Below are 22,547 nucleotides of genomic sequence, written 5' to 3'. Positions count from 1 at the left end.
GGGCCCGGCCCCCCACAGGCCGGGACCCCTGGGGTCAGCGCCGTACGCGCTGAGCCGGGGAGACCGACACGGTGGCCGGTCGGTGGGCGGTGGTCGCGGTGACCCGGACGCTGATCCGGGTCTTCACGTCCTTGGCACGCGGGCGGTACGCCGCCGCGGTCGCGCCCTTGATGACCTTGCCGTTGCGCAGCCACTGGTAGGCGTAGCGGTCCGCCCGGCCCGAGAGCGCCGGGGCGACGGCGCGCAGCTTCTTGCCGACCTTGGCCTTGCCGGCCAGACGGGCGGGGGCGCGGACGGTCCAGGCGTTGCCGGTGACGACCACGGAGGACGCGCCGCCGGCGAAGCGGCACGGGACGGTCAGGTCGGCGAAGCCCGGACCGGTGTACCGCTGCACGCAGCTCACCCGCTTTCCGACGTGGGCGGAGGTCAGCGGGAGCACCGGGCTGTCGGTCTCGACCTCGGCGCCGGCGATGGTCCACAGGTTGTCGCGGCCGCGCGGGGCCGGGGTGATCGCCGGCTCGGCGATCCGGAGCAGGCCGCCCTCCCGGGCGGTGCCGGTGACCGTCGGGTTGCCGGTGACCAGGTAGGTACCGGTGACCACGGGGACGTCATTCGTCGCCTCGGCGGTGGTGGGGGCGTGCTCGGCGCGGCTGCCGACCACCGAGAGCTGGATCCGCTTGCCGAGGTCGTCGGGGGTGACGACGTAGGTCTGTCCGCTGACGGGAGCCCGGTCGCCGACCTTCCAGCGGTACTCGAGGTGGGTGGCGGCGGGGGTGAAGGTGCCGCCGGTCGCCGCGAGGGTGTCCCCGACCCGGACCGTCCCGGGGTTGCCCGAGATGCTCGGGCGGCCGTTGATCTTGAGCTGCGGCTCGGCGACGGTGTAGGTGAACTGGCGCTCGACCCAACGGCCGACCGCGTCGACGGCGGTCACCGTGACGGCCTGGGGGCCGCGGTTCGCGGTCGGGACCGCCTCGCCGGAGTGGAACGGCTCGTCCCCGACCCGGCCGTAGCAGTCCGTGACGTGGGTCGGTACGTCGGCGCAGGAGAACGTCAGCGTCGCGGAGTCGCCCTGGCGGATGACCCGCCCGTCGGTGGCCGGACCGGCGAAGGCGACGGTCGGGTCACTCAGGTCGATGCCGATCCCGTACTCGCGGACAGCCTGGTTGCCGACACCGTCGGTGGCCACGATGTTCAGGGTGGAGACGCCCTGGTTCTCGATCACCCGCCGGAAGCCGGTGCTGCCCGGCGCCGCGCCGGAGTCCGTGTGTGCTCCGGTGAGCGTGAACTCGAGGTCAGCGATGCCCCAGCTGTCGGTCGCGGTGACCCTGACCTCGACCGGCTCGCGGTACCAGCCGTCGACGGCGCCGCCGGGGATGTCGATGTGGATGACCGGCGGGGTGCGGTCCGGGCCGGTCTCCCCACCTGGGGGCGGCTCGGCCTTGGCGGGCGCGGCGGTCCCGGCCGCGGCCGCCGCGGCGGCGGCCGCGATCAGCCCGGCCGCGATCGCGCGGCACCTCACGGCCGGCTCGCGGTGATCGGGCTGCGGCCGACGGCGAGCCAGATCCCGGCCACGATGAGGGCCAGCATGATCAGGGCCGGGAGGCCGGGGACACCGAGGGCGAGCACGGCGCCGAGCAGGGCGGTGGCGACGAGGCCGGCGCCGGCGCCGAGGCCGCGGGAGACGAGGCGCTCGCGGAAGGCCATCCAGGCCAGCGCGTACGCCGACGCGAGGAGCGGCACGAACGCGATGTAGGGGCTGAAGTCCGTCATCACGAAGTAGTTGTAGAGACCCTCGGCGTCGTAGGTGTTCTCCTCCATCGCCTTCGGCAGGTAGTTGCCGAGCGCGCCGCGCCAGCCGTACGCCAGCGCGGTGATGCCGGCAGTCGCCAGCACGCCGTAGCCGACGACGGTGGCACCCACGGAGCCGGGGAAGCGGCGCTCGACCCGGTGCCGCCAGACCGCCGCGGTGATCAGCAGGACGATCACCAGGATGTAGCCGACGGCACCGGAGATCCGGTAGGGCAGGTAGTCGACGCCGAGGACGTCCTCGGCGGTGACCGGGTAGTCGAAGTCGCTGCTGTTGTCGGGGCGACCCTCGAGGAAGAGCGCGACGATGCCGAGCACGCCGCACAGCGAGATGAGCAGCGGCCAGGCGGTGAAGCCGCCGCCGGAGGGAGCGGGCTCGGAGCTCGGTGGCGCCAGCGGGGACGGGGAGAGAGGGGTCTCGTTCATGGCACCGAGCCTCGGCTGCCCGGTGACCCGGGCGTCAGGTCAGCCCGTCACGACCTTCCGGGCCACCGGCCCGGGCCGTCTCGTCGGACTCCTCGTCGTCGGCGCCGAGCCCGGACTCCCGGGCGCGCACGATGAGCTGCCCCCGGTCGGGTACGTCGAGCTTGGCCAGCACGCCGTAGACGTAGTTGCGCACGGTCTTGGTGCTCAGCACGAGGCGGCGGGCGATGGTCGCGTTGTCGTACCCCCGGGCGACGAGGTCGACGACCTCGCGCTCGCGGTCGGTCAGCTCCGGGAACGGTACGGCGCCCCGGGTGCGCGCCCCCGACAGGTACAGCGCGCCGCGCTGGGCCAGCTGGGGCCCCAGCATGAAGTCGCCGTTGGCCACCGAGCGGACCGCCCGCTCCACCTCGGCCGGCGAGGCGCCCTTGAGCAGGAAGCCACGCGCTCCCGCCCGGATCGAGGCGAACAGCGAGTCGTCGTCGCCGAACATGGTGATCACCAGGACCCCCAGCGTCGGGTCGCGACGGCACAGCTCGCGGGTGGTCTCGACGCCCGAGTCGTCCCCGAGGTCGAGGTCCATGAGGACCACGTGCGGGGCGTGGGCGTCGGCCAGGGTGAGCGCCTCGTCCCGGTCCGCGGCCTCGCCGACCACCTCGACGTCCGGCAGCGAGCGCAGCAGCGCGCTCATCCCGATCCGGAACACGGGATGGTCGTCGACGACCAGCACCCGGATCGGCTCGTCCCCGTTCACGGCAGCAGCATGACCACCGAGGTCCCCCTTCCGTCGCCTCCGGCGACCTCGACGGTGCCGCCCAGCTCGGCGGCGCGTTCGCGCATGGAGGCCGTCCCGACGCCCGGGACGGCCGTGTCGTCGATGCCCCGGCCGTCGTCGCGGACCTCGAGCCGGACGCCGCCGTCGGGCGGCAGGTCCAGCCGGATCCGGCAGTGCCGGGCGCCCGCGTGCCGGGCGGCGTTGCGCACCGCCTCGGCCGCGACCTGGTAGACGACGATCTGGTGGATGCCGTCGAGCCGGTCGGCGTGCGGGGCGTCGACGGCGACCGAGAAGCGGGACATCGAGTACCGGTCCGCGAGCAGGTCGAGCGCGGCCCCGAGCCGGCCCTCGTCGAGGACCGGGGGCAGCAGCACCCGCGCCATCTGCCGTACGTCGTCCGCGCGGCGGCTGAGCTCCTCGGCCAGGCGGCGCAGCAGCACGGTGTCGTCGGCGTTGAGCGAGGAGGTGGTGGGCACCGCGGCCAACGCGAGCGCCGTCCCGGACAGGGCGGGACCGAGGCCGTCGTGCAGCTCGCGGCGCAGCAGCCGGCGCTCCTCGTGGCGCACCTCGACCACCCGGGCCCGGGCCTCCTCGACGGCCCGATTGGCGTCGTCGAGCTGGGCCGCGACCGCGACCAGCCCGGAGATCTGGCGCAGCAGGCGCACGGTGCGCGGGTCGAGCCGCTCCCCGCGCGGCGGCACCACGGTCAAGGTGCCGACCTCGCGGCCGCGGGGGTGCAGCGGCAGCGCCAGGGCGCGCTCGGCGTCGTCGGGCTCGGGGCGGCCGGAGACCGCGACCGGGACGTCGTACAGGCGGACCTCGATGCGGGCCAGGCGCAGCGCGCGGCGGAGCGCGTCGACCAGACCGGTCAGCTGGGGGCTGTCGGCGTCGCCCGCGTCGAGCGCCTGGGCGACCCGCTCCAGCAGCGCCGACGGGTCCGCGCCGGAGCCGAACACGAGCCGCTCCACCTGGCCCTGGAGCCAGTCCCGCAGCGGCAGCACGGCCAGCGCGAGCGCGGCCACGACGACCAGGCCGGTCGACTCTGCCCCCATCGGGGTGATCATGCCGAGCGCCCACACCGCGACGACGTACGCCGCGACGAGGGAGGTCGTGAGCAGGATGCCGACCAGGGTGCGCGAGATCGCCAGGTCCACCCGCCACGACGGCTGGCGCCGGATCAGCACGAGCACCGCGCCGACCAGCATCACCTCGGCCGTCGTCAGCAGCGCCGTCCCCGCGGGGAACCACGGACCGTCGATGCTGACGCCGATCTCGAAGACCATGTAGGCGACCGCGACCGTCAGCAGCGAGAGCAGCAGCCACGACAGCCCGCGGCGCTGCTCGGCGTCGCCGGTGCGCAGCCGGTAGCCGATCCAGACGACGACGCCCAGGCCGAGCAGGAAGTAGCCGGGGATGAGGGCGCCGTCGACGTCGTACGCGAGGTCGGAGAGGGCGCCGCCGCCGGTGAGCGGGTGCGGCGGGGCGTCGCGGACCTGGACGAGCAGCCGGACCACCGTCGCCACCACCACGACCGCCCCGCCCCCGATCGCGAACCGGCGGGCCCAGCCGCGGGGCGGGCCGGGGGTGAGCAGGAAGGGCACGACGAGCAGCGAGACCAGGGTCGCCGTCGTCCAGCCGGTGAGGAGCAGGGGAGCGGCCCAGTCGGTGCCGGGCAGCGGCGGGTGGGCGACGCCGACCACCGTCCACGCGATGCCGGCGGCGGTGACGGCGTACCCCCAGCCGACGACGAGGAACGCCCAGCCGACCGCGTGCCGGCTGCGCACCACGATCAGGGCGCCCAGCGGGGCGTAGAGCAGGCTCATCACCACGTCGAGGGGAGCGAGCTCGCGGCGCACCTCGTACGACGGGTCCGCGACGTGCGCGGTCGCCAGCAGCGCGACGACCGTCGCGCCCGCCAGCAGCGCCTGCGCGACGGCGAGGACCACCGCGGCGCGCTCGGGCACCCCGAGGACACGTCCTCGGGGCGCGGAGGGTCGCGGCACCGGCACGGAGCCATCATCGCGGGTCCGACGGCCCGAGGGGACGGGTTCGGAGTCCTCGACATCCGGGCCGTCGCGGTCCCCGGGTGGGCGCCCTGACACAATCGGGGGATGAGCGCGAGCACCCCGCTGAGCACCGACGTCCTCGTCGTCGGCGCCGGCCCGGCCGGCTCCGCCGCGGCCGCCTGGGCCGCCCGCGCCGGGCTCGACGTGATCCTGGCCGATGCGGCGGTCTTCCCGCGCGACAAGACCTGCGGCGACGGGCTCACCCCGCGCGCCATCGGCGAGCTCGAGCGCCTCGGCCTGCGCGACTGGGTACGCGCCCACACGGTCAGCCAGGGACTGCGTGCCCACGGCTTCGGCCAGACCCTGCACCTGCCCTGGCCCGGCGGCAACCTGCCCGACTGGGGCAGCGCCGTGGCCCGCACCGAGCTCGACGACCACCTGCGCACCACCGCCCTCAAGGCGGGCGCGACGGGGCTCGACGGCGCCCGCGCGGTCGACGTACGGATGGAGGGGGAGCGCGTCACCGGGGTCGTGCTCAAGGACGGGCGCGTCATCGCGTGCAAGCGGCTGGTCGTGGCCGACGGCGTACGGTCGCCGCTGGGCAAGGTCCTCGGCCGCGAGTGGCACCGCGACACCGTCTACGGCGTCGCCGGACGCTCGTACGTCACCTCCACGCGCGCCGACGACCCGTGGATCAGCTCGCACCTCGAGCTGCGCGGCGAGCAGGACGAGATCCTCTCCGGCTACGGCTGGATCTTCCCCCTCGGCAAGGACAGCGGCGAGGTCAACCTCGGCGCCGGCACCCTCGCCACGGCGAAGCGCCCCGCCGACGTCGCGATCAAGCCCCTCATGAAGCTCTACGCCGACCGCCTGCGCACCGAGTTCGGCCTCGGCGACGAGCTGCGCGCGCCGACGTCCGCCCTGCTCCCGATGGGCGGCGCCGTCTCCCACGTCGCCGGCCGCAACTGGGCCCTCATCGGCGACGCCGCCGCCTGCGTCAACCCGCTCAACGGCGAGGGCATCGACTACGGCCTCGAGACCGGCCGGGTCATCGCCGAGCTCCTCGCCACCGACCCCGACGCCGACCTCGGCGTGGTCTGGCCCCAGCTCCTGCGCGACCACTACGGCGAGTCGTTCTCGATCGCCCGGCGCCTGGCCGGCCTGGTCACCGTGCCCCGGCTGCTGCCCGCGCTCGGGCCGGTCGGGATGCGCTCGGACCTGCTGATGACGCTCGCGCTGCGGTGGATGGGCAACCTGGTCACCGACGAGGACCGGGACCGGGCCGCGCGGGTGTGGCGGTGGGCGGGGAAGCGTTCGTTGGCGAAGGACGCCCGGCCGCCGTTCTCCTGAGCGCGAGGGCTGTGGATGAGCGGAGGATCCGCCGGCGTTGCCGTGCGACGATCCCCCGACCATGAGCGTCAGCGCGTACGTCGACGAGTCCGAGCCGAGCAGCGGGGAGACCTACCTGCTCGGGTGCGCGCTCGTCGGTGCTGACGACGCGGACGGTGTGCGCACGACCTTGGTCCGCGCCCGGCGACGTGGTGAGCGCAAGGTGCACTGGCACGATCGGCTCCCGGCCGAGCGGCCGCCGTTGGCGAGGCTGGTCGCAGGCCTGCCGGTGAAGCACCTGCTGGTCGTGCGGGACGACTGCCGTGGCGAGCCGAGTGAGCGTCGGCGCCGGAAGTGTCTCGAGCACCTCCTCTGGATCCTCGACTCCGCCCACGAGGTCGGGAGCGTGACGCTCGAGGCACGTCAGGCGAGGCAGAACGCCGGCGACATGGAGCTGCTCAGCGTCATGCGCTCCGCGCGGATCGTCCGCTCCGACCTGCGCCTGCACCACGTCGCCGGTCCGCAGGAACCGCTGCTGTGGATCCCGGACGTCGTCGCCGGAGCGTTCAGCGCCGGACGCTCCGGGGAACACCCGGCCTATGCGCCATTGCTCGGGGGCGTCGAGGTCCAGCACACGCCCGGTTCCGGAACCTGAAAAAGGCCGCGAGCCCGGGACCCCGACCAGCGGGAACTCCCCAGGCTCACTTTCGTCCGCTTCGCGAAGCGGAGACGTTGACCAGTATGCCTCGACGAGGGCGGTTCGACAACCGGACTTTGCAGCCTGTGGCCTGACGGTGCCGATCCTCCGCGGGTACGCACCCCCTAGGGTGGAGGAGGACGACAGGAGACGGTGATGGGGCAGCGGGTGCAGCGACTGGCGGCGTACGCCGTCATCATCCGCGGCGACCAGATCCTCCTCTCCCGCCTCTCCGAGCGCGTCACCCGCAAGGAGCTGTGGTCCCTGCCCGGCGGCGGCGTCGACCACGGCGAGGACCCGCGCGACGCGGTCGTGCGCGAGGTCTACGAGGAGACCGGGCTCGATGCCCAGATCGACGAGACCGCCCACGTCTACTCGCTCCACGTCGCCGACTCGTGGCGGCGCGGGCGACGGGTCGATGCGCACTCGGTGCGGATCGTGTACGAGGGCTGGGTGGCGGCCGATGCGCCCGAGCCGCACGTGACCGAGGTCGACGGGTCGACGGCGGAGGCGGCGTGGAAGCCGGTCGCGGAGGTGCTCGACGGGACGGTGCCGACGGTGAGCCTGGTGGCGGACGCCCTCGCGTCGTACCGGATCCGGCAGCGGCAGCGCACCGCCGCCTATGCGTACGTCGTCCGCGACGGCGCGATCCTGCTCACCCGCACCTCCGACCTCGCGCCCGACCCGGGCACCTGGCACCTGCCGGGCGGCGGCATCGACCACGGCGAGGCGCCGACCGACACCATCCGGCGCGAGCTGTGGGAGGAGTGCGGGCTGGAGGGTGAGGCGACCAGCCTGCTGACCGTGCTCGACCACCACTTCACTGGGACCGCGCCCAACGGCCGGGCCGAGGACTTCCACGCCATCGGCGTGATCTACCGCGCCGAGGTCGGGCCGGGCGAGCCCCGCGTCGTCGAGGAGGGCGGTACGACGGACGGCGTCGCCTGGGTGCCGCTCGCCGACATCGCGGCCGGCCGGCTCAAGGTCTACGGCTCGGTGCGCGCGGCCATCGAGACCGCCGGCGATACTGTCGCCGGGTGAGCACCAGCACCGAGACCGTCTTCACCTACGCCGCGCCCGCGCTGAAGTTCGGGCGGGGCGCCGCCACCGAGATCGGGTACGACGTCCGGGGCTGGGGCGCCCGCCGGGTCCTGCTGGTCACCGATCCCGGGGTGGCCGCCGCCGGTCACCCGGAGCGGGTCGCCGAGGGCCTGCGGGCCCGGGACCTCGAGGTCGTCGTCTTCGACCGGACCCGGGTCGAGCCCACCGACGCCTCGCTCGAGGAGGCGGTGGCGTTCGCCCGGGCCGAGGGTCCGTTCGACGCGGTGGTGGCGGTGGGCGGCGGCTCGTCGATCGACACCGCCAAGGCTGTCGCGCTGCTGGTGACCAACCCCGGCGAGCTCATGGACTACGTCAACGCGCCCATCGGCAAGGCCCGGGCGCCCGAGCAGCCGGTGCTGCCGCTGGTGGCGGTCCCGACCACGACGGGCACCGGTGCGGAGTCGACGACGATCTGCGTGATGGACGTCCTCGCGCTCAAGGTGAAGACGGGGATCAGCCACGCGGCCCTGCGCCCGCGCCTCGCCGTCGTCGACCCGAGCCTCAGCGCGACCCAGCCGCCGGGCGTCCTCGCCGCGGCCGGCATGGACATCCTGTGCCACGCGCTGGAGAGCTACACCGCCCGCTGGTACGGCGACTTCGCGGCCAAGCAGCCCGAGCAGCGGGTGCCCTACTGCGGCTCGAACCCGATCGCGGACCTGTGGTCGGAGCGGGCGCTGGGCCTGCTCGCGACGGCCTTCCGGGCCGCCGTACGGGATGCGCGCGAGGGGCGCGAGGACAGCGAGGCGGCCGAGCAGATGGCGCTCGCGGCGACCTTCGCCGGGCTCGGCTTCGGCAACGCGGGGGTGCACATCCCGCACGCCAACGCCTACCCGGTGGCGGGACGGGTCCAGGACTTCCGGCCGGCCGACTACCCGCAGCACGAGGCGATGGTGCCCCACGGCATGGCGGTCGCGCTGACCGCGCCGGAGGCGTTCCGGTTCACCTTCGACGCCGCACCCGAGCGGCACCTGCGCGCGGCGCGGCTGCTCGACCCGGCGGCGCCGGGCGCCGACGGGCCGGGCCTGCTGCCCGACGTGGTGGCGCGCCTGATGCGCGACATCGGCATCCCCAACGGCCTCGCCGAGGTCGGGTACGGCGCCGGTGACGTCGGCGCGCTGGTCGACGGCGCGCTCCAGCAGCAGCGTCTCCTCGCGACCGCGCCCAAGGAGGTGACCGGCGACGACCTCGCGCTGATCATCGGCGCCTCGCTGGAGCACTGGTGACACCGACTACCATCGTCGGGTGAATCCTCGCCACCGTCGTCTGATCATCCCGGCCGCGCTGGTGGCGCTGCTCCTGATCGTCGTCGTCGCCGCGCTGGTGCGATGAGCACCCTGGCGCTGGACGAGGGGCTCGCGCAGGTCCGCTCGGACCTCCTGGCCGACGACCGGCTGGTGCGGGCGGTCGCCTCGGGCCGCCGGCGTACCGCGACGCCGCCGTGGCGCCGGGTCGAGCTGCGCTGGGTCGACCTCAAGGCCGGGCGCCACCTCCAGGTCGTCCGGTACGACGCCACGCAGGCCCACACCGCCAACCACGCCCGCGGCGGCCCGGCCGAGGAGGCCGTCGACGCGCTGCTCGCCGAGCCGTTCGGCAACTGGACCGTCGAGACGCCCGAGCGCCAGCTCAGCCTGCGGATCACCAAGAAGGGCGCCGCGGCCGTGCACACGACGGCCCGCGCCGCCGACGAGCAGGCTCCCGACCGCAGCCACGACCGGGCCAAGGACCGGCTGCTGCCCGAGGACGACCCGCTGCTCGTCGTCCTCGGCCTCTCCGACGCCCAGGGCCGGATCAAGCCCACGCGGCGCGCGAAGTACCGCCAGGTCGAGGACTTCCTGCGCATCCTCGACCACACCGTCGCCGACGCGATCGCCAAGGGCCAGCTCCGCAAGCCCACCGCCGACGACCCGCTGCGCGTGGTCGACCTCGGCTGCGGCAACGGCTACCTGACGTTCGCCGCCCAGCGCTTCCTCAGCGAGCGGCGCGGGCTGCCGGTGCGGTTGACCGGCGTCGACGTCAAGGAGCAGTCGCGCGACCACAACAACGCGGTCGCGCGCGAGCTCGGCATCGAGGCGACCTTCGTGGCCGGCACCATCGGCGAGGCCGCGCTGCCCGAGCCGCCCGACGTCGTCCTCGCGCTCCACGCCTGCGACACCGCCACCGACGACGCCCTGGCCCGCGCGGTGGCCTGGACGGCGCCGCTCGTGCTCGCCGCCCCCTGCTGCCACCACGACATCGCGGCCCAGCTGCGCGCGGCGCCCGCCCCGGTGCCGTACGGGTCGCTGGTGCGCGACGGCATCCTGCGCGAGCGGTTCGCGGACACGCTCACCGACGCGCTGCGCGCGTTGCTCCTGCGGCGCGAGGGGTACCGGGTCGACGTGATCGAGTTCGTCGACAGCCAGCACACCCCGCGCAACACCCTGCTCCGCGCGGTCCGGACCGGAACCGCCGCCGACACCCGTGAGTACGACGACCTCGTCGCCGCGTGGGGTGTGCACCCGCGGCTCGGGGAGCTGCTGGCCGGGCGGTGAGCCGCGTGGAGAAGCTCCTCTTCCTGCTGCTGCCGGTGCCCTTCGCGGTCGGCCTGCTCAGCCCCGGTGCTGCGGTCGAACCGGTGCCGGGTACGCCCGTCGTCGCCTTCCAGGACCCCGCGATCGACGAGTCCAGCGGCCTGGTCGCCGGCGACGGCGTGGTCGTGACGGTCAACGACTCCGGCGACAGCAACCGGATCTTCACCGTCGACCTGACCACCGGCAAGACCGTCGGCGTCACCCAGTGGCAGGGCGAAGCCCGCGACATCGAGGCGCTGGCACCGGCCGGCCCGGACGAGGTGTGGGTCGGGGACATCGGCGACAACACCGCCACCCGCGACCACGTGACCGTGTCCCGGGTGCCCTACGGCCGGGGTGAGCGGACCGTGACCGCGCCGACGTACGAGCTGGTGTACCCGGACGGTGCCCACGACGCCGAGACGCTGCTGAGCGACCCGGCGACCGGGCGGCTCTACGTCGTGGTCAAGGAGTTCATCGGCCGCCTCTACGCCGCCCCCGCGAAGCTCGACCCCGACGGCCCCAACCGCCTCGAGCCGGTCAAGGAGGTGCTCGGCATCGCGACCGACGGCGCCTTCTTCCCCGACGGTGAGCACGTCGTGCTGCGCAACTACGGCCAGGCGGTCGTCTACACGTGGCCGGAGCTGGAGCGGGTCGGCCGCTTCGACCTGCCCGCCCAGAAGCAGGGCGAGGGGATCGCGGTCGCCGCCGACGGACAGGTGCTGCTGAGCTCGGAGGGCGTCGGCGCCGAGGTGCTGCGCGTCGACCTGCCGTTCGAGGCGGCGGCGCCAGGGGAGCCCGGGGAGCCTGCGGGAACCGACGGCCCGGCGACCGACAGGGACCCCGAGGCCCAGGCCGTGTGGTGGCCGTGGGCGGCGCTCGGTGGTGGGCTGGTCGTCGCGCTGGGGACGTTCGTGGCGCTGGCACGCCGGCGAGGCTGACGTGCCCCGCCTGCGCCGTACCTCGCCCGAAGAGCCGGGCTGGACCCGGCGCCGGGCCGGGCGCGGCTTCGTCTACGTCGACGCCGAGGGTGAGCGGCTCCCGGACGCGGACGTCCAGCGCTGCCGAGACCTGGTGATCCCCCCGGCCTGGACCGACGTCTGGATCTGTCCGGCCGGCAACGGGCACCTCCAGGCCGTCGGCACCGACGACGCCGGCCGCCGCCAGTACCTCTACCACCCGGCCTGGGTGGCCCGCCGGTCCGCGGAGAAGCACGAACGCGTCGTCGCGCTCGGCCGGCGACTGCCGCGGATCCGGGAACGCGTGGCGGCCGACCTGGCCGAGGACGACCTGGGGCCGACGGCGACCTGCGCGCTGGCGGTCCGGCTGATCGACCTGGGCTGCTTCCGGATCGGCAACGACGTCTACGCGGCCGAGAACGGCTCGTTCGGGCTGACCACGCTCGAGCGTGACCACGTCCGGCGCCGCGGCGAGACGCTCGTCTTCGCGTTCACCGGCAAGTCCGGCATCGAGCACCACGTCGAGATCGACGACGAGGTCGCGGTCGCCGCGCTCGACCGGCGGCGCCGGCGCAGGCGCAAGGACCGGCGGCTGCTCGACGTGGGCGCGGACGACGTCAACGCCTACGTGCGCGAGGTCAGCGGCCTCGACGTCACGGCCAAGGACTTCCGGACCTGGCACGCGACCGTGCTGGCCGCGGCCGCGCTCGCCGAGGCGCCCGGCCCCGACGCGAGCCGCACCGCCCGCAAGCGGGCGGTGGCCGCGGCGATGCGCGAGGTCGCCGACTTCCTGGGCAACACCCCGGCGCTGGCGCGGTCGTCGTACGTGGACCCGCGGGTGGTGGACGCCTATGCCGAGGGGCGCACGATCCGGGCCGCCGTACGGCGTGGGGGTGACGTGGAGCGCGCCACCCTCCGGCTGCTGGCGGCTCGCTGATGTCGGCGGCCGGTGGCACGATCGGCGCGTGATCGAGCACGAGTTCACCGCCGCGCTGTGGCGCTGGCAGGCCCGCGACGAGGAGACGAGCGGGTCCTGGTTCTTCGTCAGCCTGCCGTTCGACGTCGCCGACGCGATCGAGGACGAGACCGGGCCGCGCAAGGGGTTCGGCAGCGTGCGGGTCGAGGTCAGCGTCGGGGGGAGCACCTGGCGTACGTCGGTGTTCCCGAGCGCGGAGGAGAAGACCTTCGTGCTGCCGGTCAAGAAGGCCGTGCGCATCGCGGAGGGACTGGCCGAGGGCGCGTCCTGTCGGGTGCGGGTCCGGACGGTGTGAGCGTGTCCTAGCCGTTGGTGATCGTGTTGAACGCCAGCACGATGATGAGCGCGTTGAGGAAGAAGCTCAGCACCGAGTGCACGGTGACCAGCCAGCGGGTCCGGGTCGAGAGGACGTTCACGTCGGACGCGGCGAACGTGGTGCCGATGGTGAACCCGAAGTACACGTGGTCGACCAGCGTCGGGTGCGGCGTACCCGGGAAGTCGAGGACTCGCCCGGGGCGGGCCTCCTGGGACCGGGCGGCGTAGAGCTGGGCGAAGCCCCAGTGCAGGAGCACCCACGCCAGCAGCATCGCCCAGACGCCGGGGAGGCGGACGAACGAGCCGACGTAGCGGTCGTCGCGGAAGCCCACGATGATCATCGCGGCGACCACCCCGATCACCACCGGTACGACGGTCAGCACGAAGGTGAGCACGCCGCGCAGGCCGTGGGGGTGGTGCAGCTCCTCGGCCGGTACGGGGGCGGCGGGGTCGCGGCGGGCGTAGAGGGCGAGCGAGACGACCGCGAGCGCGACGTACGCCGTACCGACGCCGCACCAGATCCACAGCAGGGTCAGCGATTCGTCGAACAGCGCGGCCACGCCCAGCAGCGACAGCAGCAGCTGGACGCCCCAGCCGAGGGCGGAGACCGAGTCCGGGTCGAGCCGGCGAGGGCGTGCCATGGCCCCAGTCTCGCGGACCTGGCAGGCTCGAGGCCATGCGGATCGAGGTCGTCGAGGGAGACATCACCCAGCAGGACGTCGACGCGGTGGTCAACGCCGCCAACCGGGCGATGCGCGGTGGCGCCGGGGTCGACGGGGCGATCCACCGGGTCGGTGGGCCCGAGGTGCTGGAGGACTGCCGCCGCCGCTTCCCGGATGGTCTGGCGACCGGGGACGCGGGCTGGACGACGGCCGGCCAGATGAGCGCGCGTTGGGTGATCCACGTGGTCGGCCCCGACCGCACCGCCGGCGAGACCGACCGCACCCTGCTGACCTCGTGCTACCGCCGGGCGCTGGAGGTCGCCGACGAGCTCGGGGCCCGGTCCATCGCGTTCCCGCTCATCAGCGCGGGCGCCTACGGCTGGCCCAAGGAGGACGCCGTCGACGCCGCCCTGGAGACGCTGCGGGCGACGCCCACGCAGGTCGAGGTGGCCCGGATCGTGGCGTTCGGCGGGCCGGCGTACGAGCTGGTCGTGGGGCGCCTCTGACGGGGTCGCCCCGTCGGGACCCGGTCCCTATTTTGGGGATGCGGTCGTCACCCGCTCGGCGGAAGGTCGTTGGTCAGGCACATCACCACCGACCCCGTCCGAGAGGAGCCGATCATGCCGCTGGAGCTCACCACCGCGGTCCTGCTGGCCGCCTTCGCGCTGCTGTGCGCAGGCTGGCTGCTCCGCTCCCGCCCGGTCCGTCCCGACGCCGGCCCGGCCGTCGACGAGTGGCGCGACGCCGCGCTGCGGCACTTCTCCGAGCACCGCGACCTGCAGCGCACGGTCGCCACGGCGCTGAGCACCCCCGGCGCCGTCACCGGCACGAGCCGGCGCGACCTGATGGTCGCGCTCGGGGCGCCGCAGGTGGACGTCTACGCCTGAGCCGGCTCTCCGTGGCGCCGGGCGAGGACGAAGCCCTGGTCGTGGCGCTCGCCTCTGCCCGCCGTACGTCGTGCGGTGGCGAGGACGCTGAAGCCCCGCTCGCCCAGCAGCCCGGCGACGTCCTCGGGCTCGTGCAGCACCCCGTGCAGGGTGGCGTCCTGGCGATATGCCGTGCCGTCGACGACCCGCTCGCCCCGCCCGGCCTGGAAGCCCAGCAGCACGGGGCCGTCCGGGACGAGCACCCGGGCGAGCTCGTCGACGATCGTCGCGACCTCGGCCGGCGTGCTGTGGATGACGGCGTACCAGCACAGGACGCCGCGGACCGACGCCGGCGCGAGGGGCAGGGCGCCGAGGTCGGCCACTGCGAGCGGTGTGCCGGGGTGCCGGAGCCGCGCGTGGGCGAGCATCGCGGGGGACAGGTCGACCCCCGCGAGCGGTACGACGCCCTGGGGGGCCAGGTGCCCGAGCATCCGCCCGGTGCCGCACCCGGCGTCGAGCACGGGCGCCGTGGACGCCGGCAGCGCCGCGACGAGCTCGTCGAGCAGCCCCCGCTCCAGTGGCCGCTCGTAGCGCAGGTCGGGGATCAGGTCGGCGTAGTCGTCCGCGACGGTGTCGTAGAACGCCTGCGTCGCGCCCTCTCGCGTGTCCGTCAGAGCGCCCCGATGACATAGTCGATCGACGCCGTGAGCGCCTCGACGTCCGCCGCGTCGATCGCCGGGTACATCGCGATCCGGAGCTGGTTGCGCCCGAGCTTGCGGTAGGGCTCGGTGTCGACGATGCCGTTGGCGCGCAGCACCTTGGCGATCGCGGCGGCGTCGATCGACTCGTCGAAGTCGATGGTGCCGATGACCAGCGAGCGGTGGGCGGGGTCGGCCACGTAGGGAGTCGTGTACGACGTCCGCTCGGCCCAGCCGTAGAGCGCGTCCGAGGAGGCCGTGGTCCGCTCGACCATGGCCTTGAGGCCGCCCTGGGCGTTCATCCAGTCGAGCTGCTCGGCCATGAGGAAGAGGGTGGCGACCGACGGGGTGTTGTAGGTCTGGTTCTTGGCCGAGTTGTCGATGGCGGTCGGCAGGTCGAAGAAGGCCGGGATGTGCCGGTCCGAGGCGCCGATGCGGGCCGCGCGCTCGAGGGCGGCGGGGGAGAAGGTGGCGATCCAGAGACCGCCGTCCGAGGCGAAGCACTTCTGGGGAGCGAAGTAGTAGACGTCGGTCTCGGTCAGGTCGACCGGGAGACCGCCGGCGCCCGAGGTGGCGTCGACGAGGACCAGGGCGCCGTCGGTGCCGGCCGGGCGGACGACGGGGGCCATGACGGCGGTCGAGGTCTCGTTGTGGGCCCAGGCGTAGACGTCGACGCCCTCCTCGGCGACGGCCTCGGGGCGGGTGCCCGGGTCGCTCTTGATGACCGAGGGGGTGTCGAGCCAGGGGGCGAGCTCGGCGGCCTTGGCGAACTTGGCCGAGAACTCACCGAAGGCGAGGTGCTGCGACTTCTGCTCGATCAGGCCGAACGTGGCGATGTCCCAGAAGGCGGTGGCGCCGCCGTTGCCGAGCACGACCTCGTAGCCCTCGGGGAGCTCGAAGAGGGCGGCGAGGCCCTCGCGGACCCGGCCCACGACGTTCTTGACCGGCGCCTGGCGGTGCGAGGTGCCCATGAGGGCGTCACCGGTCGCGGCGAGCGCGTCGAGGTGGCTGGTCTGGATCTTCGAGGGGCCCGCGCCGAAACGGCCGTCGGCGGGCTTGAGGTCGGCGGGGATCACGATCGCGTCAGTCACGGTGGAACCTTCTCATCGCAGAGTGCGGGAGGGACAGGCTGACGACGCTGTCAGAGATGGCTCTAGTCTGACAGGCCCGTCACACCCGCTCGAAATCGCTAGGCCCGCCATGAACACGCTCTTCGACCTGCGCCCGGTCGGCTACCTCCACGCCGACGCCGTGGCGCTCGTCGCCCGCGTCCAGCAGGAGTACGTCGAGCGCTACGGCTCACCCGACGAGAGCCCCGTCGACCCGACCCTGTTCGACCCTCCCGAGGGTCTCTTCCTCGTCGGGTACGACGGCCCCGACCCGGTCGCGACGGGCGCCTGGCGCCGCTCGCCGGTGCGGGTTCTCGGCGGCACCAGTGCGGTCGAGGTCAAGCGGATGTTCGTCGTGCCCGAGCGCCGCGGCCGGGGCCTGGCCCGCCAGGTCCTCGCCGCGCTCGAGGACCGGGCGGTCCAGGCCGGGCACGACCTGGTGGTGCTGGAGACCGGGCTGCTCCAGCCCGAGGCGATCGCGCTCTACCGCAGCGAGGGCTATGCGGAGATCCCCGGCTTCGGCTTCTACAAGGACGCGCCGCTCTCGCGCTGCTTCGGCAAGCGCATCGGCTGAACCCGGCCGCCGGACGCCGGCTCGCCCGCTCGCCGGCGGGCTCAGGCGACGTCGCGGCGCCGGACCAGCACGATGCTGGCGACCACGGCGAGCACGAGGTAGATCCCGACGGTGATCGCCGCCCGGCCGCCGGGCACGGTGTCGAGGACGCCCGGCGTACCGTCCCCGGCGCCGACCCCGACGATCGAGCCGATGAGCGACCCGGCGGAGGTCCCGGGCAGCACCTCGGTGAGGTTCTCGACCCAGCCGAGGAGCTGGCCGACGCCGCGCAGGAGGTTCTCCACCACCAGCGCCCAGACCAGGCCGAGGCCGACCGAGAGGGCCGGGCCGCGGGCGAGCGTCCCGAGCAGGAAGCCCAGCAGCGCCCACATCTCCAGCACCAGGAAGCCGGCGCCGAAGGCCTCGGCGACCGAGCCGAACGACGGCATCACGATGTCCTGGCTCTCGCTGGCGGTGATGACCAGCGAGATGCCGAGGTCGAGGCCGATGGTGACGACGAGGGTGGCGAGCACGACCGCGGTCAGTGCGGTGACCGAGCCCAGCAGCGCGGGGGTACGCCGCACGCCCTGGGCGAACAGCGTCTTCCAGGTGCCCCAGCCGTAGCCGTTGCCGGCCACCAGCGCGCCGAGCACCATCATCAGCGCTCCGCCGAACATGGGCATGCCCTGGAGGAAGACGTTGGGCACGGCGTCCGGCAGCATCCGGGCGAGCTGCTCGGCCTGGGTGGTGCCCTCGTCGGCGAAGCTCGCGTCGCCGCTCGTGTAGGACAGGTAGGTGAACAGGTAGCCGAACATGATGCTCAGCACCAGCCAGGCGCCCAGCGTGATCCACACGGCGGGCCAGGCCCGCAGCCGCATCAGCTCCGCGCGCGTGCTGCGCGTGGCGGCGGTCAGGGTGCTCATGCCGATACCTCCTGGTGCGGCTGGTGGGTGGCAGTCATCTCGAAGAAGACCTCCTCGAGGCTGCGCTCGGCAGCCGTGATCTCGTGGACGTCGGCGCCCGCGGCGACGAGCGCGCGGGTGACGTCGGGGGCGCGGTCGGCGGGGAGCGACAGCAGCAGCGCGCCGTCGGTCTCCCGGCGTACGCCGTCGTCGCCGGCCAGGCGCATCGCGACCGCGAGCGCCTCCGGCTCGGGGGTGGCGCGCACCCGCAGCGAGACCCCGCCGCGCAGCTCGGCCACGGTGGACTCGCGCAGCAGCCGGCCGTCGTTGATGACGCCGACCCGGTGGCAGATCTCCTGCACCTCGGCGAGGAGGTGGCTCGACAGCAGCACGGTGCGGCCCTCGCGGGCCAGGTCGACGACCAGGGCGCGCATGTCCGCCATGCCGGCCGGGTCGAGGCCGTTGGTGGGCTCGTCGAGGATGATCAGCTCGGGGTCGCCCATCAGCGCCGCCGCGACGCCGAGGCGCTGCTTCATGCCGAGCGAGTAGCCCTTGAACTTGTCGTCGCCGCGCCCGGCGAGGTCGACCCGGCCGAGCACCCGCTCGACCTCGGCGTCGCTCAGGCCGCGGTGCCGGGCGAGCACGCGCAGGTTGGCGCGGCCCGACAGGTAGGGGTGGAAGCCCGGTCCCTCGATGAGCGCGCCGACCGAGGGGTCGGCGTACGCGGTGCCGGAGGTGGGGCGGATCAGGCCGAGCAGCATCCGCAGCGTGGTCGTCTTGCCCGCCCCGTTGGGGCCGAGGAAGCCGTAGACCTCGCCACGGCGCACGGTCATGGTCACCTTGTCGACGGCGACGCGGTCGCCGTAGACCTTCGTGAGGTTCTCGGTGGTGGCCACCGGTGCGTTGGGGTTCATGGCTCCACCGTCGCGGCTCGCGGGCGCCGGCGCGTCCGCTCGGCGGAGGCCCGGGGATACGCAGTTCTGCGTACGCCGCGGGCGCCTGTCGTCGTACGCGCGGGCTGGCGGGGCGCTCTAGCCTCGGCTCATGACCCATCCGAGTGTGGCGGAGCTGACCCGTGCCCACCGTGCGTGGTGGCCGTGGGCGGTGCTCGTCATCGTGTTCCTCGGCACGGCGGCCTCCAACGCCGCGAACGACCGGCACCCCGTCGTGCTGGCGGTGCTCCTCGTCGTGGCGGCGACGGTGCCGGCCGTGCTGCCGCCGCTGCCGCCCCGGACGGCGGGGCTCGCGCTGGCGGCGTCGGGGGCGCTGTGCGGGATCTACTTCGCGCTGGGCTTCGCCGACGGCCCGGTCTTCCTGGCCCTGCCGACGGTGACCTTCCTGGCCGGGGCGGCCGTGCCGCTCGCGGGCTGGCTGCCGGGCGCGCTCGGCGGCGTGACGCTGATGGCCGCCGGCCTGGCCGCGCGCTGGGAGTGGCACGCCGACGAGCCGCACAAGAGCCTGTGGCAGGCGATCGGCATGGCGGGCGTGGTCCTGGCCGCCGGTGCGGTCGCGACCGCGACGCGCAACCGGTTCGAGGCGCGCGCCGAGCGGGTCGAGCGGACCGCGACCGAGGAGCGGCTGCGGATGGCGCAGGACCTGCACGACGGTGTCGGCCACGGGCTGGCCGTGATCGCCATGCAGGCCGGGGTCGCGCTCCACGTGCTCGGGCGCGACGAGGCCAAGGTGCGGGCCAGCCTGGAGGCGATCCGGGCGGCCAGTAGGGAGTCGCTCGACGCGCTGCGCGCCGAGCTCGCCGTCATCGCGGGCGAGCCCGCGCCGCGGCGTCCCGCGCCAGGCGTCGACGACATCGAGGCGCTCGTCGAGCGGGTCCGGGCCGCGGGCCTCCGGGTCGAGGTGACCGGGGCGCCGGGGTCGCTCACGCGCGAGGCCGGCGAAGCGGCGTACGCCGTGGTGCAGGAGGCGCTCACCAACGTGCTGCGCCACGCCTCGGCCGACACCGCGTGGATCGCGTGGTCCTCGGTCGGCGGCAACGCCGTGCTGACCGTGCGCGACGACGGACGCGGCGGCGACGTGCAGGATGAGGGCATGGGCATCAGCGGGATGCGCGCGCGGGTGGCCGCTGCGGGCGGCACGCTGCGGGTCGGCCCGCGGCCCCACGGCGGGTTCGCCGTCGTGGTCGAGGTCCCGGAGCAGCCGCGGTGATCCGGGTCGCCCTGGTCGACGACCAGCCGCTGGTCCGGATGGGCCTGGCCGCCCTCGTGGACGCCGAGCCCGACCTCACCCTCGCGGGCGAGGCGGCCGACGGGCGCGAGGGGCTGGCGCTGCTGCGCCGTACCCGGCCCGACGTGGTGCTCTGCGACGTCCGGATGCCCACGATGGACGGCCTCGAGCTGCTCGCCGCCGTCGCCCTCGACCCGGACCTCGCCGAGGTGAGGGTGGTGATGCTGACGACCTTCGAGCTCGACGAGTACGTCTTCGAGGCGCTGCGCAACGGCGCCAGCGGCTTCCTGCTCAAGGACGCCGAGCCGACCGCGATCCTCGACGCCGTCCGCGTGGTCGCCGACGGCGGCTCGCTGCTCGCGCCCTCGGTGACCCGCACGGTCATCGAGCACTTCGGCGCCCGGCGTCCCACGCAGACCCACCCGCGGCTGGGCGACCTGACCGAGCGCGAGCGCGAGATCCTCGGCTGGGTCGCGACCGGCATGTCCAACGCCGAGATCGCCGCCGCGCTCGTGGTCAGCCCGGACACCGTGCGCACCCACGTCAGCCGGGCGATGGTCAAGCTCGCCGCCCGCGACCGCGCCCAGCTGGTGGTGTTCGCGATCGAGTCGGGGCTACGGCGCGGCTAGGTCGGCGCGGAGGTCACCAAGGGTGCGGTGGGATCGCCACGCGCCCATGAGGTCGTCGTGACCGCCGACCAGCACCCCGCAGTTGTCGACGAGGACGCCGTCGGGCCGCCCGTCGTAGAGGCGCGTGCCCTCGGGGAGTGTCGGCGGCGGGCTGTCGTACTCGGCGGTCGCGTCGTTGACGAACAGCAGCATCCGGGTTCCTGCCGGGAGTGCGCTGCGGAAGCGTTCGAGGTCGAACGACGGCTCGCCCGACTCGACGCTGATCGAGCCTTGGGGGATCGGCATGCGCAGCAGGTCGTCGGGAACCGCTGCTGGGTGACGGCCGCCGATGCGCTCGGTGATCGAGAGCTCGGCGATCAGGTACGGGACGCGATCGCCGTCGTCACGCTGCTCGAAGCCGTCGACGATGCGGACCAGGGTGGCGACGACCACCAGGTCGGACTCGGCCAGAGCCTGAGCGGGGGTGCGCGGCTCGTAGTCGTAGGCACCGCCGGCCCGCAGGGCGCCGACATCGACGGGACGGCAGTCGGCGGTGGGCGAGGGAGGCGTGGTGGCCGGTGCGGCGGAGACCTCGGCCGAGTCTCGCTGGTCGGCGGCTCGGCCGCTCTCGGTGCCGCAGCCGGTCAGCGTGAGTACCGCCGTGACGGCGGTGGTGGCGGTCGCGACTGTGAGCCTGGCACGAGAGGCGTGGAGTGGGGCCATGTCAGAACCAATCGTCGATGTGCCCGAGCTCGTGGCAAGCCGTCTTGCGGTACTGGCGGTTGCGGTTGTCGTCGGCGCCGTAGTGGGAACGGACCAGACTGCCGTTCACGGTCACGCGGTAGCGATCGCACAGTCCGTTGTCGAACCGGCGCCGGCACTCGGTGAGGCCGATGGCCTCTCTGCCGTTGACCGTGACGGTTGCCCCACGCCAGACGACGTCGGTCTGACCTGCGGCCGAGCTGGTGTCGCACGGGACCATCTCGAAGGTGGCGGCATCAGTCGACGCGGCAAGGTAGTCCATCGCTGCGATCATCCGGGTCCTGAGCGCCGCGACCGGGGGTTCGGCGTCGTGGAAGCTGAAGGTGTGCGCCCCTCGGTCCGGGTTGAATTCCCCGTACTCCCCGCCCCAGTCAGTGGGCCACCCGTCGCCAGCGTGCCGGCGAGCGCCCGGGCGAGAGGCCAGGGCCGGTGTCGTGCCGGATCGGCTGCCATGTGCATCCCTTCGCTCAGTGGGGTGCCAGGACGGTAGGCCGGCGCCGGGCCGCCGACCACGGTTCGACGGGTTCCGTGCGCAAATCGGCGATCGGCGGCCCGAGTCGGGGCTACGGCGCGGCTGAGCGGACGTCGGCCGGCACGTCCAGGCCCGGCAGGTTGTCCTCGGCCGGCACCGCCGGTCCGAGCACCCGGGTCAGCGGGATGTGCCCGCCCCACACGCCGTCCGCGATGTCGTCCGGCTCGTCCACGGGGCCGCCGGCGCGCACCTTCATCGACGCCTCGTGCAGCGGTACGGCGAGCACCGCGGTCGCCGCGAGCTCCTTGCGCGTGCTGGGGCGCAGGGTCGCCGCGCGCCCGGGGATCATGTGGTCGACGATGAGGTCGAGCGCGTGCAGCCGCTCGTCGGGGTCCTCGACCACGCGGGCCGCGCCGATCACCACCGCGGAGCGGTAGTTCATCGAGTGGTGGAACGAGGAGCGGCCGGCGACCAGGCCGTCGAGCTCGGTGACCGTCACGCAGACCGTGGCGCCGCCCGACCTCCGCAGCCAGCCCGCCGCGACCGAGCCGTGGACGTAGAGCGTGCCGCCCTCGTCGGGCCCCTCGGGGTCGACGGCGTAGGCCGTCGGCAGCACCAGCGGGTGGTCGCCCACGGTCACGCCGAGGTGGGCGACGTAGGCGTCGTCGAGGAAGGCGAGCAGCGCGGCGCGGTCGTCGATCGCGCGGTTGCGGCCGCGGTTGATGCGCGTGCGGTCGGTGGGCTCCATCGGGAGGGTCGGCGCCGTGGTCATGGGACTATCGTGGGCGACGAGTGGCCTGC

25 protein-coding genes are annotated in these 22,547 nt (G+C 74.2%); 13 read left to right on the top strand and 12 right to left on the bottom strand.

The genetic code is table 11. From position 1 onward, the window contains the following. Positions 1-34: 34 nt before the first annotated feature. From CCO04_RS07500 to CCO04_RS29680, 4 genes are read right to left on the bottom strand one after another with little or no spacing between them, the layout of a single operon-like run. Positions 35-1,519 (bottom strand): hypothetical protein, encoded by a 1,485-nt coding sequence (locus CCO04_RS07500; protein ID WP_215813486.1) that lies wholly within the window; start codon positions 1,517-1,519, stop codon positions 35-37. Continuing rightward, positions 1,516-2,232 carry a hypothetical protein gene (locus tag CCO04_RS07495; protein ID WP_215813485.1) on the bottom strand — a complete coding sequence of 239 codons (717 nt, stop codon included), beginning with the start codon at positions 2,230-2,232 and terminating at the stop codon, positions 1,516-1,518. Before CCO04_RS07495 ends, CCO04_RS07500 begins: the two co-directional genes overlap by 4 nt. Before the next feature lie 34 nt (positions 2,233-2,266). Continuing rightward, complete coding sequence (locus CCO04_RS07490) at positions 2,267-2,983, bottom strand: response regulator transcription factor (protein ID WP_257753733.1); 717 nt, start codon at positions 2,981-2,983, stop codon at positions 2,267-2,269. Continuing rightward, a complete protein-coding gene (locus CCO04_RS29680) occupies positions 2,980-4,968 on the bottom strand; it encodes an ATP-binding protein (RefSeq protein ID WP_215813484.1) in 1,989 nt (662 codons plus the stop codon). The genes CCO04_RS07490 and CCO04_RS29680 overlap by 4 nt, the downstream gene beginning before the upstream one ends. 147 nt (positions 4,969-5,115) lie before the next feature. Between CCO04_RS29680 and CCO04_RS07480 the strand changes: the two genes are divergently transcribed. The 8 genes from CCO04_RS07480 (at position 5,116) to CCO04_RS07445 (ending at position 12,913) form a co-directional block, all read left to right on the top strand. Further along, positions 5,116-6,360, top strand: a complete 1,245-nt coding sequence (locus CCO04_RS07480; protein ID WP_215813483.1) for a geranylgeranyl reductase family protein — start codon at positions 5,116-5,118, stop codon at positions 6,358-6,360. 61 nt (positions 6,361-6,421) lie between these two features. Further along, positions 6,422-6,994 (top strand): hypothetical protein, encoded by a 573-nt coding sequence (locus CCO04_RS07475; protein WP_215813482.1) that lies wholly within the window; start codon positions 6,422-6,424, stop codon positions 6,992-6,994. Positions 6,995-7,192: 198 nt separating this feature from the next. Next, the gene (locus CCO04_RS07470; protein WP_215813481.1) at positions 7,193-8,077 is read left to right on the top strand and encodes an NUDIX domain-containing protein; all 885 of its coding nucleotides are present in this window, start codon (positions 7,193-7,195) and stop codon (positions 8,075-8,077) included. After that, on the top strand, positions 8,074-9,360 hold the full coding sequence (locus tag CCO04_RS07465; protein WP_215813480.1) for a hydroxyacid-oxoacid transhydrogenase: 1,287 nt from the start codon (positions 8,074-8,076) through the stop codon (positions 9,358-9,360). Before CCO04_RS07470 ends, CCO04_RS07465 begins: the two co-directional genes overlap by 4 nt. 102 nt (positions 9,361-9,462) lie before the next feature. Continuing rightward, positions 9,463-10,665 carry an SAM-dependent methyltransferase gene (locus CCO04_RS07460; RefSeq protein ID WP_215813479.1) on the top strand — a complete coding sequence of 401 codons (1,203 nt, stop codon included), beginning with the start codon at positions 9,463-9,465 and terminating at the stop codon, positions 10,663-10,665. 5 nt (positions 10,666-10,670) lie between these two features. Then, the gene (locus CCO04_RS07455; RefSeq protein ID WP_215813478.1) at positions 10,671-11,624 is read left to right on the top strand and encodes a hypothetical protein; all 954 of its coding nucleotides are present in this window, start codon (positions 10,671-10,673) and stop codon (positions 11,622-11,624) included. A 1-nt stretch (position 11,625) separates the two neighbouring features. Next, entirely contained in the window at positions 11,626-12,579 is a 954-nt protein-coding gene (locus CCO04_RS07450; RefSeq protein ID WP_215813477.1) for a DNA topoisomerase IB, read from the top strand. A gap of 28 nt (positions 12,580-12,607) precedes the next feature. After that, positions 12,608-12,913 (top strand): DUF1905 domain-containing protein, encoded by a 306-nt coding sequence (locus tag CCO04_RS07445; protein WP_308281146.1) that lies wholly within the window; start codon positions 12,608-12,610, stop codon positions 12,911-12,913. A gap of 7 nt (positions 12,914-12,920) precedes the next feature. On the opposite strand, the gene CCO04_RS07440 is transcribed toward CCO04_RS07445, so the two are convergent. Continuing rightward, positions 12,921-13,574: a DUF1345 domain-containing protein gene (locus CCO04_RS07440; protein WP_215813475.1), complete on the bottom strand. Its 654-nt coding sequence runs from the start codon at positions 13,572-13,574 to the stop codon at positions 12,921-12,923. Positions 13,575-13,609: 35 nt separating this feature from the next. Between CCO04_RS07440 and CCO04_RS07435 the strand changes: the two genes are divergently transcribed. Together CCO04_RS07435 and CCO04_RS07430 are read left to right on the top strand one after the other, a co-directional pair. Further along, on the top strand, positions 13,610-14,101 hold the full coding sequence (locus tag CCO04_RS07435) for a macro domain-containing protein (RefSeq protein WP_215813474.1): 492 nt from the start codon (positions 13,610-13,612) through the stop codon (positions 14,099-14,101). Between the two features lie 114 nt (positions 14,102-14,215). Further along, complete coding sequence (locus tag CCO04_RS07430) at positions 14,216-14,482, top strand: hypothetical protein (protein WP_215813473.1); 267 nt, start codon at positions 14,216-14,218, stop codon at positions 14,480-14,482. Here CCO04_RS07430 and CCO04_RS07425 read toward each other — a convergent pair. Further along, the gene (locus CCO04_RS07425) at positions 14,473-15,027 is read right to left on the bottom strand and encodes a class I SAM-dependent methyltransferase (RefSeq protein WP_256448456.1); all 555 of its coding nucleotides are present in this window, start codon (positions 15,025-15,027) and stop codon (positions 14,473-14,475) included. The two genes, CCO04_RS07430 and CCO04_RS07425, sit on opposite strands and share 10 nt — an antisense overlap. A 104-nt stretch (positions 15,028-15,131) precedes the next feature. After that, the gene (serC, locus tag CCO04_RS07420; RefSeq protein ID WP_215813472.1) at positions 15,132-16,250 is read right to left on the bottom strand and encodes a phosphoserine transaminase; all 1,119 of its coding nucleotides are present in this window, start codon (positions 16,248-16,250) and stop codon (positions 15,132-15,134) included. A 109-nt stretch (positions 16,251-16,359) separates the two neighbouring features. Between serC and CCO04_RS07415 the strand changes: the two genes are divergently transcribed. After that, positions 16,360-16,842 carry a GNAT family N-acetyltransferase gene (locus tag CCO04_RS07415; RefSeq protein WP_215813471.1) on the top strand — a complete coding sequence of 161 codons (483 nt, stop codon included), beginning with the start codon at positions 16,360-16,362 and terminating at the stop codon, positions 16,840-16,842. 41 nt (positions 16,843-16,883) lie between these two features. Here the strand turns inward: CCO04_RS07415 and CCO04_RS07410 are convergent, their stop codons facing one another. Both CCO04_RS07410 and CCO04_RS07405 read right to left on the bottom strand, forming a co-directional pair. Further along, complete coding sequence (locus CCO04_RS07410; RefSeq protein WP_215813470.1) at positions 16,884-17,744, bottom strand: ABC transporter permease subunit; 861 nt, start codon at positions 17,742-17,744, stop codon at positions 16,884-16,886. Beyond that, entirely contained in the window at positions 17,741-18,637 is an 897-nt protein-coding gene (locus CCO04_RS07405; RefSeq protein WP_215813469.1) for an ABC transporter ATP-binding protein, read from the bottom strand. The genes CCO04_RS07410 and CCO04_RS07405 overlap by 4 nt, the downstream gene beginning before the upstream one ends. 130 nt (positions 18,638-18,767) lie before the next feature. Between CCO04_RS07405 and CCO04_RS07400 the strand changes: the two genes are divergently transcribed. Beyond that, the gene (locus tag CCO04_RS07400) at positions 18,768-19,886 is read left to right on the top strand and encodes a sensor histidine kinase (RefSeq protein WP_215813468.1); all 1,119 of its coding nucleotides are present in this window, start codon (positions 18,768-18,770) and stop codon (positions 19,884-19,886) included. Continuing rightward, on the top strand, positions 19,883-20,533 hold the full coding sequence (locus tag CCO04_RS07395) for a response regulator transcription factor (RefSeq protein ID WP_215813467.1): 651 nt from the start codon (positions 19,883-19,885) through the stop codon (positions 20,531-20,533). Before CCO04_RS07400 ends, CCO04_RS07395 begins: the two co-directional genes overlap by 4 nt. On the opposite strand, the gene CCO04_RS07390 is transcribed toward CCO04_RS07395, so the two are convergent. The 3 genes from CCO04_RS07390 to CCO04_RS07380 form a co-directional block, all read right to left on the bottom strand. Then, positions 20,519-21,235, bottom strand: a complete 717-nt coding sequence (locus tag CCO04_RS07390) for a hypothetical protein (protein WP_215813466.1) — start codon at positions 21,233-21,235, stop codon at positions 20,519-20,521. The genes CCO04_RS07395 and CCO04_RS07390 overlap by 15 nt on opposite strands. 1 nt (position 21,236) lies before the next feature. Beyond that, the gene (locus CCO04_RS07385; protein ID WP_215813465.1) at positions 21,237-21,536 is read right to left on the bottom strand and encodes a hypothetical protein; all 300 of its coding nucleotides are present in this window, start codon (positions 21,534-21,536) and stop codon (positions 21,237-21,239) included. Positions 21,537-21,837: 301 nt separating this feature from the next. Beyond that, the gene (locus CCO04_RS07380) at positions 21,838-22,518 is read right to left on the bottom strand and encodes a pyridoxamine 5'-phosphate oxidase family protein (RefSeq protein ID WP_215813464.1); all 681 of its coding nucleotides are present in this window, start codon (positions 22,516-22,518) and stop codon (positions 21,838-21,840) included. Positions 22,519-22,547: the final 29 nt, after the last annotated feature.

It is taken from the genome of Pimelobacter sp. 30-1 (assembly GCF_018831735.1).
In the GTDB taxonomy this organism is placed as follows: domain Bacteria; phylum Actinomycetota; class Actinomycetes; order Propionibacteriales; family Nocardioidaceae; genus Nocardioides.
The sequence above is the reverse complement of the archived record's forward strand: the minus strand, read 5'-3'. Positions and strand labels throughout refer to the sequence as shown.

Bases quoted from the DNA above. Each gene is read 5' to 3' on its own strand.
- CCO04_RS07495 (WP_215813485.1), bottom strand. From the start codon at position 2,232: ATGAACGAGACCCCTCTCTCCCCGTCCCCGCTGGCGCCACCGAGCTCC.
- CCO04_RS07480 (WP_215813483.1), top strand. From the start codon at position 5,116: ATGAGCGCGAGCACCCCGCTGAGCACCGACGTCCTCGTCGTCGGCGCC.
- CCO04_RS07475 (WP_215813482.1), top strand. From the start codon at position 6,422: ATGAGCGTCAGCGCGTACGTCGACGAGTCCGAGCCGAGCAGCGGGGAG.
- CCO04_RS07470 (WP_215813481.1), top strand. From the start codon at position 7,193: ATGGGGCAGCGGGTGCAGCGACTGGCGGCGTACGCCGTCATCATCCGC.
- CCO04_RS07460 (WP_215813479.1), top strand. From the start codon at position 9,463: ATGAGCACCCTGGCGCTGGACGAGGGGCTCGCGCAGGTCCGCTCGGAC.
- CCO04_RS07440 (WP_215813475.1), bottom strand. From the start codon at position 13,574: ATGGCACGCCCTCGCCGGCTCGACCCGGACTCGGTCTCCGCCCTCGGC.
- CCO04_RS07435 (WP_215813474.1), top strand. From the start codon at position 13,610: ATGCGGATCGAGGTCGTCGAGGGAGACATCACCCAGCAGGACGTCGAC.
- CCO04_RS07430 (WP_215813473.1), top strand. From the start codon at position 14,216: ATGCCGCTGGAGCTCACCACCGCGGTCCTGCTGGCCGCCTTCGCGCTG.
- CCO04_RS07415 (WP_215813471.1), top strand. From the start codon at position 16,360: ATGAACACGCTCTTCGACCTGCGCCCGGTCGGCTACCTCCACGCCGAC.
- CCO04_RS07410 (WP_215813470.1), bottom strand. From the start codon at position 17,744: ATGAGCACCCTGACCGCCGCCACGCGCAGCACGCGCGCGGAGCTGATG.
- CCO04_RS07405 (WP_215813469.1), bottom strand. From the start codon at position 18,637: ATGAACCCCAACGCACCGGTGGCCACCACCGAGAACCTCACGAAGGTC.
- CCO04_RS07400 (WP_215813468.1), top strand. From the start codon at position 18,768: ATGACCCATCCGAGTGTGGCGGAGCTGACCCGTGCCCACCGTGCGTGG.
- CCO04_RS07390 (WP_215813466.1), bottom strand. From the start codon at position 21,235: ATGGCCCCACTCCACGCCTCTCGTGCCAGGCTCACAGTCGCGACCGCC.
- CCO04_RS07385 (WP_215813465.1), bottom strand. From the start codon at position 21,536: ATGGACTACCTTGCCGCGTCGACTGATGCCGCCACCTTCGAGATGGTC.
- CCO04_RS07380 (WP_215813464.1), bottom strand. From the start codon at position 22,518: ATGACCACGGCGCCGACCCTCCCGATGGAGCCCACCGACCGCACGCGC.